Source organism: Methanosarcina vacuolata Z-761, assembly GCF_000969905.1.
Taxonomy (GTDB): domain Archaea; phylum Halobacteriota; class Methanosarcinia; order Methanosarcinales; family Methanosarcinaceae; genus Methanosarcina; species Methanosarcina vacuolata.
In genome coordinates this window covers 3,004,425-3,021,690 of the sequence record NZ_CP009520.1, presented here as the reverse complement: position 1 = coordinate 3,021,690, position 17,266 = coordinate 3,004,425, and the positions used below count along the sequence as shown (strand labels likewise).

Here is a 17,266-nt window from a genome sequence, read left to right as displayed (position 1 = left end):
ATTGTAGAAATGAATCGAGTTTTGAGGCCGTCTGTAATAGAAAATTTTAGAGGATATTAATAAAAATGGCTTGAATTTTTAGAGGTAACAAGTTGGATAATATTACTAAAAACAATCGGCTTCTTTGGATTGATATAATTCGAATTATTGCAATAATTGCCGTCGTAGCTATTCACGTAGAAGATTCGTTTATTTTTTACTGGAATAAAATCCCACTTACAGATTGGTGGGCATCAAACATATATAACGGATTCATACGGTTTCCGGTGCCCATTTTCCTCATCTTAAGCGGTTATTTGTTGCTGGATAAGCAAGAAGATGACGAAATATTCTTTTCAAAACGATTTAGCAAGGTCGTTATACCTCTAGTGGCATGGTCAATGATATATTGGATATTCAAGAATAATTATAATGTGCTTAGCTTATTCACTGTTAATTTTGTGCAGCAATTATTTGCTAACAAAATATATTTTCATTTATACTTCCTCTATGTAATCATCGGATTATATCTCATTACTCCTTTGCTACGCAGAATCCTGGTGCATGCAAGTGCTTATGATGTACGTTATTACTTAGTATTGTGGCTTTTCTTTGTGCCCATAAGTAGCTTATTAGGATTACTCGGATACAGAAATGGAATACCCTTAGTGGCTGCAACCTGGGATTTTGGTTTTTTTTTCATAGGCTATGTAATTAAAAAAACCAGGATAACTAAGAAAATAGTATACTTATCCAGTCTTCTGGTTATAGTTTCAATAGTAGTTACGATCATTGGGACCTATTATCTTACTGGTCGAAGTGAATATTTTTACGGTTCGGTTCATGTTTTGTTTGCCATAACATCAGTAATTTATTCCCCATGTCTGTTTATATTGATAAAGGCGATATTCAGTCGCTTTTCAGTAGGTATAGGGTCGGCATCTGGAAAATTAATAAACGCAATTGGTAGAGCAACTATGGGAATATACCTTGTCCATCCAATGCTATTACATTTTATAGTACACGGAGTGTCAGGGATACGTTTGTTATCGGTAAAGGTATTAAGCCCAATCGTATCAATTCCGTTGGTGACGTTTTTGCTGGTTGTTTTATCATTTATTATTGTGTTGATTTTACAAAAAGTACCTTTACTTAAAAAGATTGTTCCATAACCTCTGATGGTATATTTTGTTTAATTGTTTACACTTTTACATTTTACAGTAAAAACATACACACTTTTACTTTTGACCTTGAAATCAGAGCTTCCCACTTATTCACTCTTTCCAGAACATGAGCATTAAGAGTAAACGGGTTATCTGATTTGGCATTCTGCTTCACGTAAAACACCTTTAGAAAACCCTAATGAATAGATAATTGAAGTAGTCATGTTATGGTTAACAGATTTCTTAACCGAATACAGATGAAAACTGATTTAAAGAGATTATCTTCTTAAAGAGCTTGTTTTCTTAGAGATTATTTTCTTAAAGAATTCTTTCTCAAATATCGATTTTTTCGGTTTATGGGTTCAGCTTCAAGGCTGTGAATATGCCTTTCAATCGCTTTTGAAGAGTGAAGGAAAGAGAGTGTATATTCAGAAAGGACAATTCTGGTACCTGAGATATACTGCTTCAAAAGTCCTCTGGCAGTTAGCTTATCGACCTGCTCGAGAGAAACAATAGCAAGATACATGAGAAGTCGAATGAAAAACACAAGATGAAGCACAAGCATCTTAACCCAGGGACTGTCCGAACTTATCGCCATCCCGCAGATCCAGCTGCAAAGCCTGAGTGAATATGAAATAAGCCTGCTTTTATACAAATTCAAAAGCAGTAGGAGGAGTATAAGAAAAGATAGACCTCCAGCTATGAGATATATTTCATGCGTTGAATCCATAAGAGTCACAAACCCTTACTTTCTGTTACTATTTTAATTTATGCACTTTTATTCGTTCTTCGGAGTGTATGAGAAAGTTAAGAAGTTGCAACTGGAATTTACAGCGTTAAATAAGGAACGGGCGTGATTCAGCTAAGGAGACATAAAGGAAATAAAAATAGTCTGATAGGATGAACGGAAAAGTGAAAATGACCAACAAAAAGATTTCTGCCCCTGCGTCCCTGTACCCCATTTTCAGCAGATGTTTCAACATAACATTACTTTTGGGATAGGCTCATTCAAAAACTTAAGAATTTTCTGTATCTGCTAAATGTGGACATTTTTTTAGAACTAGATACGCGTACATCAACGCTGCTAGCCACCCACCAATCGCCCCCAACTGGATCCAATCTCCTGAAATTGTATATAATTTCACAATGAGTACGATATTAAGAACTGAGCCTACCATCACGAGGATATGTAATCTTTTTTCAAAACGGGCAGTAACTTGCATTGGTCCTCCCTTTTTTCGTAGTCTTATTCTTTATTTTTTTAAGCGTATTACTATTTCTATTTTTTCTGGTCTCTCCGGGAGTTAATACCAAATCTTCTGTTATCGGCTCTTCGCTGTTTTTTGTGTATAACCATCACAAAATCCAACACGGCTGTGAATTGAAATTCATCTTACCCACGATAATGACGAGGAGCCATAACTGTTTTCATATCTGAAATCTCTGCTTTTTAAAATCTAAATGAAATCTTAAAATCAATATCAATAGGCATATTTTTCGTACGCTGAATAGATACATAAGATAAATATAACCAATAAGGCAAGTAATAAAATGAATAGTATAACCGATAGAAGAAGAATCGCTATGGATTTTCTCATGCTTACATTATGTACAATCATACCACCCACGATGTTGAGATATACATAGTAAATTCCAGCGATGAAGTTGAGAATAGGAATCCAGGCAAGTACCGCTGGAGCATTTGTATAAAGCATGAAATTCACAGTACTATTGTAATTTCCTGTTCCTCCAAGTGCTTTAGAAGCAAGATTGAATGCCTGAGCCATGATGAAGGCACATTGGATACATATAATAAATGGTTCAATAATATTCGAAAATATAATAAAGTTGGATCCCGAATCCTGCATAGTGCTTGATGTTAATATGCTAGGCTGAACACCAAATCTTAACATACCGTCGCGGAACAGTGTAAAGAAAAACACGTTTAGGATAATGCTAATTAATGCAAAAATTAGCGGATCAGTGTATCCTTCAGCTGTTTGCATTCTCCTGAAAAAATCAGAAGGTCTTAGCATAACCTCTTTCCAGGTTTTGATATAATTCATAGCTATCTCACTTTGAAATTTTAGATACAATTGAGGTTCTATTATTTTTCGATTAAATTTCTCATTTTTCAATAATATTAGATAATAATATTTATTTTACTAAAAAATTTGGTTAAATCAGTTTAAACTCAATTTAATGAATTATTCTAACATTAATTTTAATTATGGTACTTTTTAGTTGTGTAATAGTGAAAAATTCTCTAGTTAACTTTTCAACACGTAATTACTATTTTATTTTCACTCAATTTGTAAAAGAAAATCACATAAAATAATTTTTTAACAATAGGTATCTTTAATCAGGCTTTTATCACTGAACTCTAATCACTGAACTCTATATTCCTCTCTATATTCATCTACATTTTGCGATTCTATTTTAAAGGCATTTGATTGGATTTTTGGATGAAATAAGTTATTTTAAGCAATTTTTTTGCTTTTAATGCCATTTCGTTGATTTTGGCAAAACTTCAATTGAACTCAAAACGTTATAACTTTTACACACTTTTATATTCCTTATCCCCAAAATATCTAACAATTTATATTTCAATAATTGCGTACCGTCCATCTAACCCAAAAGCGTATTAGTCCAGTTTCGCTTGTACGCTTGACGACTCATGCGGTGGTTCATTTTTGATTCTTCATGGCACGTATGGCGGATTGTCTGGTTTTGGACTAGAGACTTTCCACGTTGTCCTAAGAGCTTCACATATTGACGCTACTATCAACACATATCTTAGTAGGATTATCTCAAGCGGAAGAGATAGCGTCTAAGCAATACGTTTTATAACTTCTTGTCGCACCATGGCATAGATTCTTGCCGCACGGCATGAAAGTATATAAACATAAGGAAAATATTTTCAGTATGTCATATTTGTTGACGCTATCTTCCCTGGCCAACCAGCCGGTAACCATCAAATTACCTGGGTTTTGAAGCCGTTCATATTCAAATGAATTTTTTTAAGTTTGAACTGAATTTTTCTCTTTCACCCTGTAGTACAGTGCTACCTCAGCTTCCCATTTATCAACCCAATGTTCATCGCCGTATTATTTCCGGATTAAGTATCTCTTTCTAATTATATTAACCATCATTCTTACTGGATTTTATAGCCAAAGGAGTAATGTCAAAAAATAGATAATGAAAGAAAACCAATTATCTATGAGGAATAATTATTGGACGTTTTTTAGCGCCTGATACTGACTTAAAAATTAATACTCAAAAGGGAAATGAGGGGGAAAAATTGGAGAAAAAATTTAAGATTTTACTGACTATTGGGACTTTACTGCTGTTAATGGGCGTGCTCCTGACTTTTACCAGAGACCCACTTTTATGGGGGACAGGGACCGTAACTGCACTATTCATGATTCTGCTTTTCAGGATAGACCCTCTAAGTCCGAATGAGTAATGGGAAAAAGAGGTCCAGAGCCACAATTCTTTGACGTTGCTTGTCCGAACAAAAACTGCAAGCTCTATGGTCTTACTGGTCAAGGCAATATTACTGGGACTGGAACTTACATAAGTCGTGGGAAAAAATAGAAGATATCTTTACCAACATTGCGGCAAAGTATTCAATGACCATACAGGCACTTTTTATCATGATCTTCGCAAAGATGAGCAAACTATTGATTTAGCTTTAAATGTATATGAAAAAACAGTATTTTGTAGAGAAGTTAGTTGAGTTGCTTAATAAATATCTTTCAGATAAAATTCCTTTTTTTGTCACAGATGGGTTGAACCTTTATAAAGAAGTTCTTTTGAAACATTTTGGAGTTTTGAGGGAGTGCCCACGAACCGGGAAAGGATACACCTGCAAAAGGGGCAGAAATTGTGGACTCAATTGTATGTTATATGTCGTGCTCTTTAAAAGCCTGTCAAGATAAAAGATTCGAAAACCGACCCAGCAACAGCTATTGACAGATATAAATATTTTAAATTTTGTTAAGAACTACCGCAGGGTTCAAAGCTCTTACTTTGTTCTTCTTAGTAGCCTGCGTTGCTACTTACAGCCTGCCAGATTCTCTTTGATAGCTCGGAATACTGAGCTTTTGGGTCTCCTATTTTCTGAATAAAAGAATTTGCGCCATTCTCAATTGCCTGGTCCATAAGTTCGTCTCTACCTACACCTGTAAACAGGATGAAAGGAGTGTCAATCCTTTTGTCACGAATAGTTTTCAAGAGCGTGATGCCGTCCATTAAAGGCATATCATAGTCTGAGACTACCACATCATAGGAGTTTTTCTCCAGCCTCTGAAGGGCTTCCCTTGCAGAGTCTACAGTATCCGAGGATATATCATGAAAGACTTCTAAGAAGGTTTTTGATAGCTCCAAAAACAAAGGGTCATCATCTACAAGCAGTATTTTCACGGGGATCTTCTCCTGAGGTTATTATCTTGCAACCTTCTTGTGGATCATTACGCCACTTATCATCTCCTATGTACCAAAATTGCACCCACAACTACCACTAAATGCTATTAGTATAAATGTCTTAATTAATATAAAAAGTTATCTTTTATATAAAGTTATTTTTTACTTCATAAATAGGAGCTTGAAAGAAAAATTAAGGTATGGGAAGACGTAAAAAAGTGTTTTTCAAGAAAATAATGAATAAAAACAAAAAATGAAGAATAAACAACAGAGAATAAAAATGAAGAATAAACAACAGAGAATAAAAATGAAGAATAAATAACAGAGAATAAAAATGAAGAATAAATAACAGAGAATAAAAATGAAGAATAAACAACAGAGAATGAAAATGAAGAATAAATAACAGAGAATAAAAATGAAGAATAAACAACAGAGATAAAAGATAAACGAAAAAAGAAGGGAGTTATCCCTGATTAATGAAGCTATCCAATTCTTTTTTCAACATCTGGCTAAGGATTTTTCCGTCAACAGTGCCTCTGTATTCCTTCATGACAATGCCCATTAGGGGACCAAGAGCTGCCGGACCTTTTTCCTTGATAAAGTCTCCTCTTTCCCTGACGGTTTTCTTAATGAAGTTTTCGACTTCTTCGGGGTCAAAAGCACTGAGTCCGAGATTTGAGATCGCTTCCGGCGCGTTCAGTTCAGGCTCTTTTGCAAGAGCGGCCAAAAGGTCCTGGATTGCTTCTTTTGCGATTTCCTGATTTGAAATAGCTGCAAAAAGCCCTTTGAAATGCTCATCCGTAAGGTTTTCGGTCTCTACCCCGTTTCTCCGTATTTCAGGAACGATCCCTACAAGAGTTCTGGCAATGAGGGTTGAGTTTACATTTTCATCTTTTTTGTAAATCTCTATCAGTTCCTCAAAGAGAGGGAGATGCCTTGAATAAGCTATTTTTTCAGCAAGCTCTATATTCAGGCCATTTTCGGAGACAAAACGTTTCGCTCGTTCAGTAAGGAGTTCGGGAACCTCAATTGAATCGAAGTATTCCTGCGATATTTCGATTTGAGGCACATCGGTTTCAGGGTACATCCTTGCAGCACCAGGAAGGGGACGCATATAGGAGGTGTTTCCATCGGGAAGAGCTTTTCGAGTCTCTTCAGGAATTCCTTCAATTGCTTCTTTTGCTCTTTGAATAACCGCTTCAATTGCGAGCCTGGCTTTTTCAGGTTCGTCCGCAACCATTATTACGGCATCCCCTGCAGATGCGCCTATCGCATCCCGGACGGTCTTGACTTCTTTTTCGGTGATCCCATAGTTGGGAAGTTCGTCGGTGTGGAAAATCCCTCCAACGCCCGCAGTCTTTGCCCTGTCTGAAAATTCGGTCCCAAGTCTTCTTCCTGGCTGCACTTCTTTGCCTACCATCCCATCGAACTTCCTGAGAAGGGCCGCAAGAACTGCACCTTTTTTCACACCTTTTTGTAGGACCTTGGATTTCGTGTCTACAAAAAGCCCTGTTATGTCGTAGATTTCCTCGCAGACGAAAGCTTTTCTCTCCATAAGCTCCTGTCTGATAAAAAGAAGATTTAACTGCCTTTCAACTTCCCTGCGGACAATATCTTCTATAAGGTCAAGCGCCTGAACACCTTTTATTTCGACTCTTGCGCCTTCGGCAATTGAGATATTTACATCCTGCCTGATCGTGCCAAGTCCTCTCTTTACTTTCCCTGTAGACCTGAGGAACATTCCTATCTGCTCGGCGACTTCCCTTGCTTGGCGAGGAGACTTGATATCCGGTGCTGTTGCGATCTCCACAAGCGGGATTCCCAGCCTGTCCAGGGAATAAATGATCGAGTCTCCGATTTCCTCTACTTTCTGGGCAGCTTCTTCTTCCACGCAAAGGCTGTCAATTCCGCAATGCCCCTGGGAGGTTTCAATAAATCCATCACTTGCAAGAAAAGCAGTCCTCTGGAACCCGCTTGTGTTAGACCCGTCTACCACGATCTTTCTCATAACATGCATCTGGTCGACAGGCTTCATGTTGAAGAGTTTTGCAATCCCGAGAGAAATGTCCAGGGCTTCCTTATTGAGTTCTCTTGGAGGCTCTTCATCATTTTCTATAAGGCAGGTCGTGTCATAAGCCTTATAGATATACTTCCTCCGGATCTTGGTCTGCTCCACCGCAGCCCTGTCTTTTTCTCCCATCTCACTTTCCGTAGCCCTGAGATACCTGAAAAACTCGAAGTCTGAGTCCTTGACATCCCTTATAAGGGTCGGACACCTGCAGAACAGCTTCTCCTTCGAATCCAGCTGCTGGTGAATTTCAAGTCCGGCTTTCAGCCCAAGTTCACTATAATCATATTTTTCCATATTTTCACCCGAATCTAAGCAGGAAGCGCCTTAATTCTCTTTAATTTTAATTGAATTCCCTTAAACTTTCCTTGAATTTTCTGTAAACTTTCCTTGAATTCCCTTAAACTTTCCTTGAATTCCCTTAAACTTTCCTTGAATTCCCTTAAACTTTCCTTGAATTTCCTGTAAACTTTCCTTGAATTCCCTTAAACTTTCCTTGAATTTTCTGTAACCTTTTCTTAATTTTATTTAATTTTTATTATTCTCTTCAGCCCTTTTTAATTCTCTTTTAAGTCTTATCTTTTAAATCCAGCTCTTTTTGTTCTCCTTTCGGTTTTAAGCCCTTCGGCTAATTACTTCCTCTCTTCTTTTATAACCTTTTTGCGCCCGATTCCTTTCTTAGCTTTTTTAGGTGCTGCACTGGCAATTTCAATTGTTATTGATCAATTGTTGAGTAATTGAATAATTATTGAGTAGAAAATTAAATGTAAAAGGCATTATAAAATGTATAAAGGTATCTCTGTATATAAGAGTGAATCTAAAAGTGAAGCAATTGAATTGACTCGCGAAGTAATAAAATCAGTAAATAAGTAAAGAAGTGCTGGCTGCTCCCAGGTAGATTAATTCTTCTCTAAAATTATTTTTAGCATTGAAATTATTTTTAGTGTTGAAATTATTTTTAGTGTTGAAATTATTTTTAGTGTTGATCTGTGCAGAAGAAATCTCGTATCCTCTTTAAATTCAATCGAGAATTTTCCAATTTGAAAAATGTGCAACAATTTTATCATATCGTCATAAAATTGAATTCATCGCTTGAAGTTGTTTTTAAATTGAGTTAAATTTTTAAATTTTCAGCAAACACCTGAAATTTACTTCTATCTATAAAACTTCTATCTGTGAAATTTGAAGACGTTACCATTTTTTCCGTGGTTGAAACTCCACTAAATTTGAAGAGAATTCCATTAAAAAGAAAAACAGTAAAGAAAAAAATTTACTGAACCTTACATAAATCGTTCAAATCTTTCCTTTTTCGCTTTACAGATAGGACAGACTCCAGGCGGTTCGTCCATGGCACAGAGATATCCGCAAACCTTACATCTCCACACCGGTTTTGAAAGTTTCCCTGTAAATTCCATAGTTTCCATCATCTCGGATCTTTTCTTTTCTTCGGCCCTTTCGGCATCCCTTTGTTCTTTCGGAGGGCGCCTTTCAGGAATCGATTCTACGCTTCTTTCTCCCCGGCTAACCTCGTCTGAAACGTAAAGCGCACAGTAACAGGCTCCAAAGTCATTCAGGTCAGGGTCTCTATAGTAGCAGGGACAGACAATATCCAGGTCCTCTTCCAGGTTATTAGCAGAAAGCCTACAAGGGCAGGACCAGTAGCCGTACCGCCGTTCATTCTCGAGCAGGCCCCGTACAAGATCCTTTGTGAACTCAACGTCAGGGTTAAGGTGATATCCCGATTTTTCAACCTGATTGTTCAAGCGCTTATAGACTTTGTCCACCAGTTCTTCGGTTATATCTTCTTCAGCGGCTTCTTCTTTCAGCCCAATTCCCCCTTAAACAAAAATTTTTGAGAAAAAGTTTTATCGAAAACTTTTTCAAAAAAAGTTTTTATGAAAAACGAATTATTTCCTACAAAATCTTCAGTCTGATTTATCCCTGAAATCCAAGGGCTTCACGGATTTCTTTTTCTCTAAAACCCACAATCGCTTTTTCCCCATTTATAACAGTTGTCGGGAAAGAGGTTGAAGGGTTGAAGTGTCTTACTTCCTCAACAGCCTGGTTTTCTTCTTCTCCTTCAAGCTTATCCACGTATATAAAATCGAAATCTACACCAAGATCAGTAAGCAGTTTCTTTGTCCTTTTACACCATACGCAGGTGCTAAGGCCATACATTACAATCTTACCTTTGTCAATTCCGGAAATGTGATCTCCTTTTTCTTTATCCAGAGTAGATACATCCATTCTGTTAAACCCCCGGCTACGATGAAGTTATGGCAGTATGCCTATGAGTTACTTTACCTTGAAAGCGCGTTTTTATCTGAGCCTTCAGACAAATTGAAGCTCTGCCAGGCTGCAAGTATTATAAATTGCTTATAAGAAAATATAAACTAAAGTATATAAGTTTAGACATGCCAATAGAAAAGACCAGTAAAATAAGAATTTTCAGCCGGATCGAATTTCACCTTGAAACCCAAAAAAGGTGTGAAGAAATTGTTATCTGCCCGGCTTTTCAAGTTTGAACACCAGTTTTTTGAACACCAGTTTTCGTCTACATCTTCAAGCATACAGGATAAGGAATACGAATAATTCTTATTTTATCAAGCCCATCCGGACATACCATTCATAATCGTGGGCAAACCGCTCTTTATCAGATTTTACAAGCTGGCAGAAATATTCTGTTGTCTGGCGATGCATTTCATCCTGTTCCGGATATTTTATTTCTCCACGAATCGATTTTGCCAGCTTTTTACCAAGCTCTTCGGCGTCTTCCGCAGCCTGCTCGAGTGCAGAAGGATACATCCCGACTGCAACACCAAGGCCGCCGACAACGGTAACACCAAGAGTCATGAGCACGCTGTTCATATAGTCTACAACCACATCAGCCTTGCCTCCTCCTGCTGTGGACACTGAGCACCCGAATTTTCCGGTCAGCATCTGGCAATGGATAGCATCCGAAAGTCGGTCAAAAAAAGCTTTCATAGGGGCCGGAACCGAGTTAATATAATTCGGAGCTCCAAAAACAATTCCATCGGTGTTCAGAATTCTGTCAAGAAGCTCCTCAAAGTCATCGATCTGAGGACACTCTCCTGTCGCATAACAGGCTCCGCATCCTGTGCAGTATTCTATACGCAGTTTGTAGAGATCTATCAGTTCGACGTTGGCACCTTCTGACTCCGCGCCTTTGAGCACGGATTTTACCAGTTGAAGAGTCTTGCTTTCATTTCCTTTCGGGCTTGCGTTAATTCCAAGAATTTTCACGATTACCACCTAGATTAAATGGGTTACGCAATGATTACATGAATTACACAGGATTAACGTATTATTTTTTGCCTTTTTCTGGGATACTGGCGTCAGTTACAGGGTTCCTTTTTCCTCTCACGAGAGAGGCGAATATTCCAATAATGCAGAAAGCCGTAAACAGCGTGAAAGCATAATGCAGGCTTAAAATGAACTGGGGATAATATTCAGGCGTAATCTCTACGGGACCGATAACAATTGCAAAGATCATCATTGCGATACCCATAGACAGCATCTGGCCAAGGAGCCGCATAGTCCCGTTTATTCCCGATGCAACGCCGTAGAACCTTTTATCGACAGAACTCATGATTGCATTCGTGTTTGGAGACGAGAAAAGCCCAAAACCTATACCAAGAATAATCAGAGTAATAATGAGGCGCCAGAGAGGAGTTGATTCTGTAAGGAAAATTAGAAGGGAGAGCCCAAGTGCAGTAAATGTCATCCCTGCGGACGCAACAATCCGAGGTTCAATCCTGTCAGAGAGCCGACCGGCAATTGACGAAACCATAGCCATGATGACCGGCTGCGCTACCAGGATAAGTCCGGCATGTTCTGGAGTGAAGCCTTTCGTGTACTGGAGATCGAGGCTTAAAAGAAAGGTCACTGCGTAAGTAGCGCTATAATTGATTAGTGCGGATAAGTTCGAAAAGGCAAAAATTCTATTTTTTGTCAGTAGGCCAATATCAAGGACAGGAAAAGGTGTTCTAATTTCATATAGGGCAAAAATAATTACTCCGAGAGTTCCCATAGCTAAGAGGGCAGCCCCTTTAAAGTCCGGGAGAACTGAAAAACCGTACATTACTGAAACTACCGCTATACCATATATGACTGACCCTATCAGGTCGAACTTTTCCCCTCTGCACTCAGCCCATTCACCTTTAATCTTCCATAAGATAAGGAGAATTGCCGTAATACCTATTGGAACATTTACGAAGAAGATGCTCCTCCAGCCAAGATACTGCGTCATTGCGCCTCCAAGTAAGGGGCCAACGGAAAGCCCAATGTAAACTGCAGTAATGTAAGTGCCAAGAGCTTTTCCACGCTCACCGGGCGGGAAGACTGAGGTAACGATAGCAACACCTGTCCCAAAGATCATTGCACTTCCAATGCCCTGGACGACCCGCACTCCAATCAGCATTTCCGCTGAGGAAGCCATAGTCATAATTAAAGACGAAATACTGAAGATCGTAATACCGTAGAGGAAAATCTTTTTCCTCCCATAAATGTCTGCGATTTTTCCGAAAGGGACAAGAAACAATGCTGATGAAAGGAGGTAAGCAGTCGCAACCCAGGAAAGGGCAATAGCATCCATGTGAAATTCGGCCCCAATCGCAGGCAGGGCAATATTTACTGCCGAACCGTCAAAAGGGGTAATAAATCCCGCCAGTATAGCAATAAGAAGCACGACCTGTTTCCCTGTGCCGACAACAGGAGTATCAGGTGTACGGCAGATTTCCGGATCTTTGGCAGGTGATCCGGCGTTATTTGTATCTTTTTTCATGTGTATCACTTATCAGAAGGGTCGTTATCTAAGGCTTGTGTCAGAAAAATCGCAATCGATTTATGCTCAGGATAGATTATTTCAGAGACGATACTCTTCTTCATTAATACTTTTCCTCGTTATGGCTGACTAATCGGTCATTTAGTACAATTTGTTGTATTAAACATTACGCTGAAGCAAAGTCTTGAAGCAACCGTTGCGCCGGTTGATCACGCCGATAGGGTTTAGGGATAAGGTTATCAGACTCAAACAGTTCTTGGGGTTTTCGGTCAAGCCTTTTTTGAAAAGGGTTGCGGGCAAGCTTTTTTTGAAAAGGGTTGTGCTACAACCGTTGCGCCGGTTGATCACGCCGATAGGGTTTGGGGATAAGGTTATCAGACTCAAACGGTTCTTGGGGTTTTCGGTCAAGCCTTTTTTGAAAAGGGTTGCGGGCAAGCTTTTTTTAAAAAGAGTTGTGATCACGCCTATAGGGTTTTGGGGATAAGGTCTTCAAATCCAAACGTTTCCAGGGATTTTCGATCAAACCTTTTGAAAAAAATGGGTTGCAATAAATTTGAAAACACAAATTAAACTATTAGAATAGAGTAATAATTAAATTAAGACTACTTAGAATTAAGATTATCCGAAAATTTTCTTTCAGTACTGTTAAAACCGCATAAGGTTTAAAAGAAATTAATGGTTTAGGCGAGGTAAGATCTTAAGGTTAAGTTTATATTTTAAGGCTAAATTTACAACAAGCCGAGATAATGCAAAACCAGAAAGCCAAATTTAGAAGATGGCTGCGACTCAGTTAAATCTATAAAAATTGACAGGTTAAGCCGAAACCTATGCTTGTACGAAAATCGTTGGTGGATTAACCTATAATTTACCTATGGATTAAACTTAAATTATGTTAAATTATGCCAATATGAAGATCATAGAGGTTATAGACTCACAATGAATGAAATTATTACCTGGATACTAATCATACTCTGCCTGATGCAGTCCGCTATTTTTTCAGGAATGACTATTGGACTTTTCAGCCTTGGTAGACTCAGGCTTGAGATAGAGGCCGAAGCAGGCAGCAAAGAAGCTATCAAAATTTTGCAGATCCGGCGGGACTCAAACTTCCTGCTTACGACACTGCTCTGGGGAAATATTGCTGTGAATGTCCTCATTGCCCAGCTTACAGGTTCCGTGCTGACAGGAGCTTCAGCTTTTCTCTTCTCTACTTTCGTGATCACCAGTTTCGGAGAGATAGTACCTCAGGCTTATTTTTCCCGAAATGCTCTGTCACTAGGAGCGAAACTAACCCCTGTAGTCCGGTTCTACCAGACGTTGCTTTATCCGGTAGCCAAGCCTACAGCCCTTATTCTTGACTGGTGGCTCGGCAGGGAAAAACTTGAACTCTTCAAGGAACAGTCCATGCGGATTATGCTCGAAAAGCATATTGAGTCGGGAAAGTCTGATATTGGCACTTTTGAGGGAATCGGGGCTCTGAACTTTCTCTCCATAGACGATGTCAGCATTTCCGATGAGGGCTCGCTAATAGACCAGAGAAGCATAATCTCGCTCCCGGTTGAAAATAACCGTCCGGTATTTCCTCCTTTCAAAAGAGAACCAGCTGATCCATTTCTGCAAAAGATAGAAGCCTCCGGGAAAAAATGGGTAATCATTACCAACCCTCAGGACGAGCCTGTCATGGTTCTTGATGCGGACGGCTTCCTGAGGGATGCAGTCTACAAGAAAGGCCCATTTATTCCGCTTTCTTACTGCCACTTCCCGGTTGTGGTGAGATCTCCCAAGACCAGGCTTGAGAAAGTAATCAGGCAGTTTAAGGTGTATCCGCAATACCCTGAAGACGATGTGATCGATCAGGATCTTATCCTCTACTGGGACCAGGAGAAAAGAATTATTACGGGTTCGGATATTCTGGGCCGGCTGCTGCGGGGAATTGTAGTAGAATGTGATCTGAAATCAGGATGTGAACTGCCTGTTCCACCTTCTCAGCCAGGAGTTGCTAGAATAAGAAGTTTGAGAAGAGGAAAGAAGAAAGAAAGCGAAGAGCAGAAAAAAGAATGAAAATAAGCCGAAAAAGAGAGAGTAATTAGAGAATATGCGGAAAAAATTCCGAAAATAGACAAAAAAGCTGTAAAAACGCTCTTCCGTAAAAATACATAAAAAGCAATATATACGAGCGGTTCCTTTCCTAAATGAATTCTGGCACAGAATAATTAAAAATAATAAAATTATATCTGTTTGTCAGTCAGGTTTCAGCTATTTAGAGTATTTTTCAAACAATTGGCAGAAAAAAGGATTCAAATGACAATCAAATGTAAAAAATGCAATCATGAAGCCATCATTTTTCAGAAATATTCCGGGATGCACCTTTGCAAGAAACATTTTGTAGAAGACGTTGAAAGGAAAATCAAACTGACAATACGAAAAGAGTATAGTGTCCGTAAAAATGACGTAATAGCTGTTGCTCTAAGCGGGGGTAAGGACAGCTCGGTTGCCCTCTATATAATGCACAAAATTCTGGGTAACAGGCCGGACATTGAAATCGTTGCAATTTCAGTAGACGAGGGAATCCAAGGATACCGCCCCCATTCCCTCGAAGTTGCAAAAAACCTCACGAAGATGCTCGGGGTGAGGCATATCATAAAGTCCTTCACAGAAGTACACGGGGTAACTATGGACGAGCTGGCTGCAATGGACCGGGAAAAAGGTGCATGCAGCTACTGTGGCGTCCTCAGGAAGAATATTCTTAATAGAACAGCGCTTGAAATTGGGGCAACAAAACTCGTCACAGGGCATAACCTGGATGATGAAGCCCAGACGATCCTTCTCAACCATTTAAGGGGAGATGTGGAGCGCATGGCCAGGCTTGCCCCGCCTGCAGCTATCGAAGGCCTGGTCTTGAGGGCAAAACCCCTGAGGAATATCCCTGAGAAAGAAGTGGCACTTTATGCCCTTGTGAATTCCCTCCCTGTGGACTTCAGCGAATGTCCATATGCAGGAGAAGCCCTTCGAGGAGAAATAAGGGAGCTTCTGAACAACTTTGAGGCAAAGCACCCTGGAACAAAATATTCCCTGTTAAGAGGCTTTGACAAGCTTGTAGGAGCACTTATTAAGGAAATGCCGCCCGCAAAAATTGGAAAATGCAGGATTTGTGGGGAGACCTGTACTGAAGATGTATGCCAGGCCTGCAAATTGCTCGGCCGAGCTTAAAAATAGAAAACAAAAGCAGAAAAAGACAAAAATAAAAATAAAAGCCACAGCCTCTCAGAACTAACTTTTTAATAGCCTCTCAGAATTAACCTTTCAAAATTGATCTTTCAGAAATTATCTTTCAAAATTGATCTTTCAGAAATTATCTTTCAAAATTGATCTTTCAGAAATTATCTTTCAAAATTGATCTTTCAGAAATTATCTTTCAAAATTGATCTTTCAGAAATTATCTTTCAAAATTGATCTTTCAGAAATTATCTTTCAAAATTGATCTTTCAGAAATTATCTTTCAAAATTGATCTTTCAGAAATTATCTTTCAAAATTGATCTTTCAGAAATTATCTTTCAAAATTGATCTTTCAGAAATTATCTTTCAAAATTGATCTTTCAGAAATTATCTTTCAAAATTGATCTTTCAGAAATTATCTTTCAAAATTGATCTTTCAGAAATTATCCTTCAAAATTGATCTTTCAGAAAGATCTTCAAGAAACAAACCTCTAGAAAATACTTTTCAGAAAGATCTTCGAGAAACAAACCTCTAGAAAAGACCTTTCAGAAAGATCTTCAAGAAACAAACCTCTAGAAAAGACCTTTCAGAAATATCTTCAAGAAATTAACCTTTAAAAAGACCTTTCAAAAACTCATTTTCAGAAGCTATCCGGGTCGGAGAGCAGATCTGAAGGGTCATAGAGCTTTCTTCCTTTTCTGGTAAGGTAGAGGCGTGTCCACAGGACAGCCGTGAGAGGTTGCAGAATAGCAATTGGAACCAGAGATGTAATTGCTGTAAACAGGATGTTTCCCGTGTCTATAAATTCGTTGACATATCCATCGATTAGAGCTAGTCCGATAGTGATTATCCAGATAAGGAAGACGTCCAGCTTATTACTCTTAAAGAAACGAAAACCTTCACCCAAAGCCTCAAGGGGTCCAAGCTCGTCAATCACGAGGGCATAGCTGCTGAGGGAAAGTACGAGATTGAGAAATATAATATAAGCTATCCAGAGAATGAATCCTATGCCTAGCGCTACCATGCCGTTTACCGAGGCTTCCGGATTTTGAATAAACGTATTCAGGTCCCCTATTGCAAAGGCACCGGGCACTATAAATATGATTCCTACAAGCAGAAGCAGGTTAATCAACAGGACTGCAAGGAAAAGTCTGAAGGTGTTTTTTGAACTCGAAGCCAGCATATCAAAGATCCCGGTATCACCTGTTTCAGAGGCCTTTTTTGCCATCCCTATTGCTCCTGCTGTGAAGAAGGACTGCACGAGCAACGCAAACAAGAAAAACACGAAAATCAAAAACAAGGACAAACCGAGGTTCTCAGAAAAACCATTCCATAATATTGAAAAAATTTCCTTGTTGGAAAGGGTTGCAGGATCGATAATACTTCCTGTATTTGAGGTAAAGAGCAAAATGCCCATCAAGCCAAAGAAAAGAACATAAATAACCATATTAATCAGAAAATTAAGGATGAATGGAATACAGATGTTTAAATTTCTAAACCAGCTGTAAAATCCTCTGTTAAGTATTGTCCCAAAATCTTCATACATGTGCTGTAACCTTCCACTTATAAGGGCAGTGCTCCTGCATTTCTCTTGCAAACATACCCTAAG

At 38.8% G+C, this 17,266-nt stretch carries 15 protein-coding genes and 1 pseudogene; 6 read left to right on the top strand and 10 right to left on the bottom strand.

The genetic code is table 11. From position 1 onward, the window contains the following. Positions 1-92 precede the first annotated feature (92 nt). Positions 93-1,151 (top strand): acyltransferase, encoded by a 1,059-nt coding sequence (locus MSVAZ_RS12480; protein WP_048121418.1) that lies wholly within the window; start codon positions 93-95, stop codon positions 1,149-1,151. Between the two features lie 301 nt (positions 1,152-1,452). Here MSVAZ_RS12480 and MSVAZ_RS12475 read toward each other — a convergent pair whose 3' ends face one another. Both MSVAZ_RS12475 and MSVAZ_RS12465 read right to left on the bottom strand, forming a co-directional pair. Next, positions 1,453-1,740, bottom strand: coding sequence for a hypothetical protein (locus tag MSVAZ_RS12475; RefSeq protein ID WP_229396880.1), 288 nt, complete (start codon positions 1,738-1,740; stop codon positions 1,453-1,455). A gap of 883 nt (positions 1,741-2,623) precedes the next feature. Then, complete coding sequence (locus MSVAZ_RS12465) at positions 2,624-3,208, bottom strand: YIP1 family protein (RefSeq protein WP_048124008.1); 585 nt, start codon at positions 3,206-3,208, stop codon at positions 2,624-2,626. 1,235 nt (positions 3,209-4,443) lie between these two features. Between MSVAZ_RS12465 and MSVAZ_RS20450 the strand changes: the two genes are divergently transcribed. Both MSVAZ_RS20450 and MSVAZ_RS19640 read left to right on the top strand, forming a co-directional pair. Further along, the gene (locus tag MSVAZ_RS20450) at positions 4,444-4,608 is read left to right on the top strand and encodes a hypothetical protein (protein WP_156151084.1); all 165 of its coding nucleotides are present in this window, start codon (positions 4,444-4,446) and stop codon (positions 4,606-4,608) included. Then, a pseudogene (locus tag MSVAZ_RS19640) lies at positions 4,608-5,002 on the top strand (IS1 family transposase); the annotation flags it as partial. The gene MSVAZ_RS20450 and the pseudogene MSVAZ_RS19640, both read left to right, overlap by 1 nt. A 181-nt stretch (positions 5,003-5,183) precedes the next feature. Here MSVAZ_RS19640 and MSVAZ_RS12460 read toward each other — a convergent pair. The 7 genes from MSVAZ_RS12460 to MSVAZ_RS20445 form a co-directional block, all read right to left on the bottom strand. Further along, positions 5,184-5,567 (bottom strand): response regulator, encoded by a 384-nt coding sequence (locus MSVAZ_RS12460; RefSeq protein WP_048121412.1) that lies wholly within the window; start codon positions 5,565-5,567, stop codon positions 5,184-5,186. Between the two features lie 463 nt (positions 5,568-6,030). Beyond that, positions 6,031-7,932 carry a Glu-tRNA(Gln) amidotransferase subunit GatE gene (gene gatE, locus MSVAZ_RS12455; RefSeq protein ID WP_048121410.1) on the bottom strand — a complete coding sequence of 634 codons (1,902 nt, stop codon included), beginning with the start codon at positions 7,930-7,932 and terminating at the stop codon, positions 6,031-6,033. A 983-nt stretch (positions 7,933-8,915) separates the two neighbouring features. Then, entirely contained in the window at positions 8,916-9,419 is a 504-nt protein-coding gene (locus tag MSVAZ_RS12450) for a ferredoxin-thioredoxin reductase catalytic domain-containing protein (RefSeq protein WP_231592226.1), read from the bottom strand. Positions 9,420-9,570: 151 nt separating this feature from the next. Beyond that, entirely contained in the window at positions 9,571-9,882 is a 312-nt protein-coding gene (locus MSVAZ_RS12445) for a glutaredoxin family protein (RefSeq protein WP_048121406.1), read from the bottom strand. Positions 9,883-10,230: 348 nt separating this feature from the next. Continuing rightward, positions 10,231-10,899: a flavodoxin family protein gene (locus MSVAZ_RS12440; RefSeq protein WP_048121403.1), complete on the bottom strand. Its 669-nt coding sequence runs from the start codon at positions 10,897-10,899 to the stop codon at positions 10,231-10,233. Between the two features lie 61 nt (positions 10,900-10,960). Next, positions 10,961-12,439 carry an MFS transporter gene (locus tag MSVAZ_RS12435; protein WP_048121401.1) on the bottom strand — a complete coding sequence of 493 codons (1,479 nt, stop codon included), beginning with the start codon at positions 12,437-12,439 and terminating at the stop codon, positions 10,961-10,963. A gap of 159 nt (positions 12,440-12,598) precedes the next feature. Continuing rightward, complete coding sequence (locus tag MSVAZ_RS20445; protein WP_157206086.1) at positions 12,599-12,901, bottom strand: hypothetical protein; 303 nt, start codon at positions 12,899-12,901, stop codon at positions 12,599-12,601. A 474-nt stretch (positions 12,902-13,375) separates the two neighbouring features. Between MSVAZ_RS20445 and MSVAZ_RS12425 the strand changes: the two genes are divergently transcribed. After that, positions 13,376-14,500, top strand: coding sequence for a DUF21 domain-containing protein (locus MSVAZ_RS12425; RefSeq protein ID WP_048121398.1), 1,125 nt, complete (start codon positions 13,376-13,378; stop codon positions 14,498-14,500). 240 nt (positions 14,501-14,740) lie between these two features. Then, positions 14,741-15,649 carry a TIGR00269 family protein gene (locus MSVAZ_RS12420; RefSeq protein WP_048121396.1) on the top strand — a complete coding sequence of 303 codons (909 nt, stop codon included), beginning with the start codon at positions 14,741-14,743 and terminating at the stop codon, positions 15,647-15,649. A gap of 648 nt (positions 15,650-16,297) precedes the next feature. On the opposite strand, the gene MSVAZ_RS21325 is transcribed toward MSVAZ_RS12420, so the two are convergent. Further along, on the bottom strand, positions 16,298-16,942 hold the full coding sequence (locus MSVAZ_RS21325; protein ID WP_449288754.1) for a DUF7847 domain-containing protein: 645 nt from the start codon (positions 16,940-16,942) through the stop codon (positions 16,298-16,300). Here MSVAZ_RS21325 and MSVAZ_RS21320 point away from each other — a divergent pair. Next, a complete protein-coding gene (locus tag MSVAZ_RS21320; RefSeq protein WP_229396899.1) occupies positions 16,902-17,096 on the top strand; it encodes a hypothetical protein in 195 nt (64 codons plus the stop codon). The genes MSVAZ_RS21325 and MSVAZ_RS21320 overlap by 41 nt on opposite strands. Positions 17,097-17,266 lie beyond the last annotated feature (170 nt).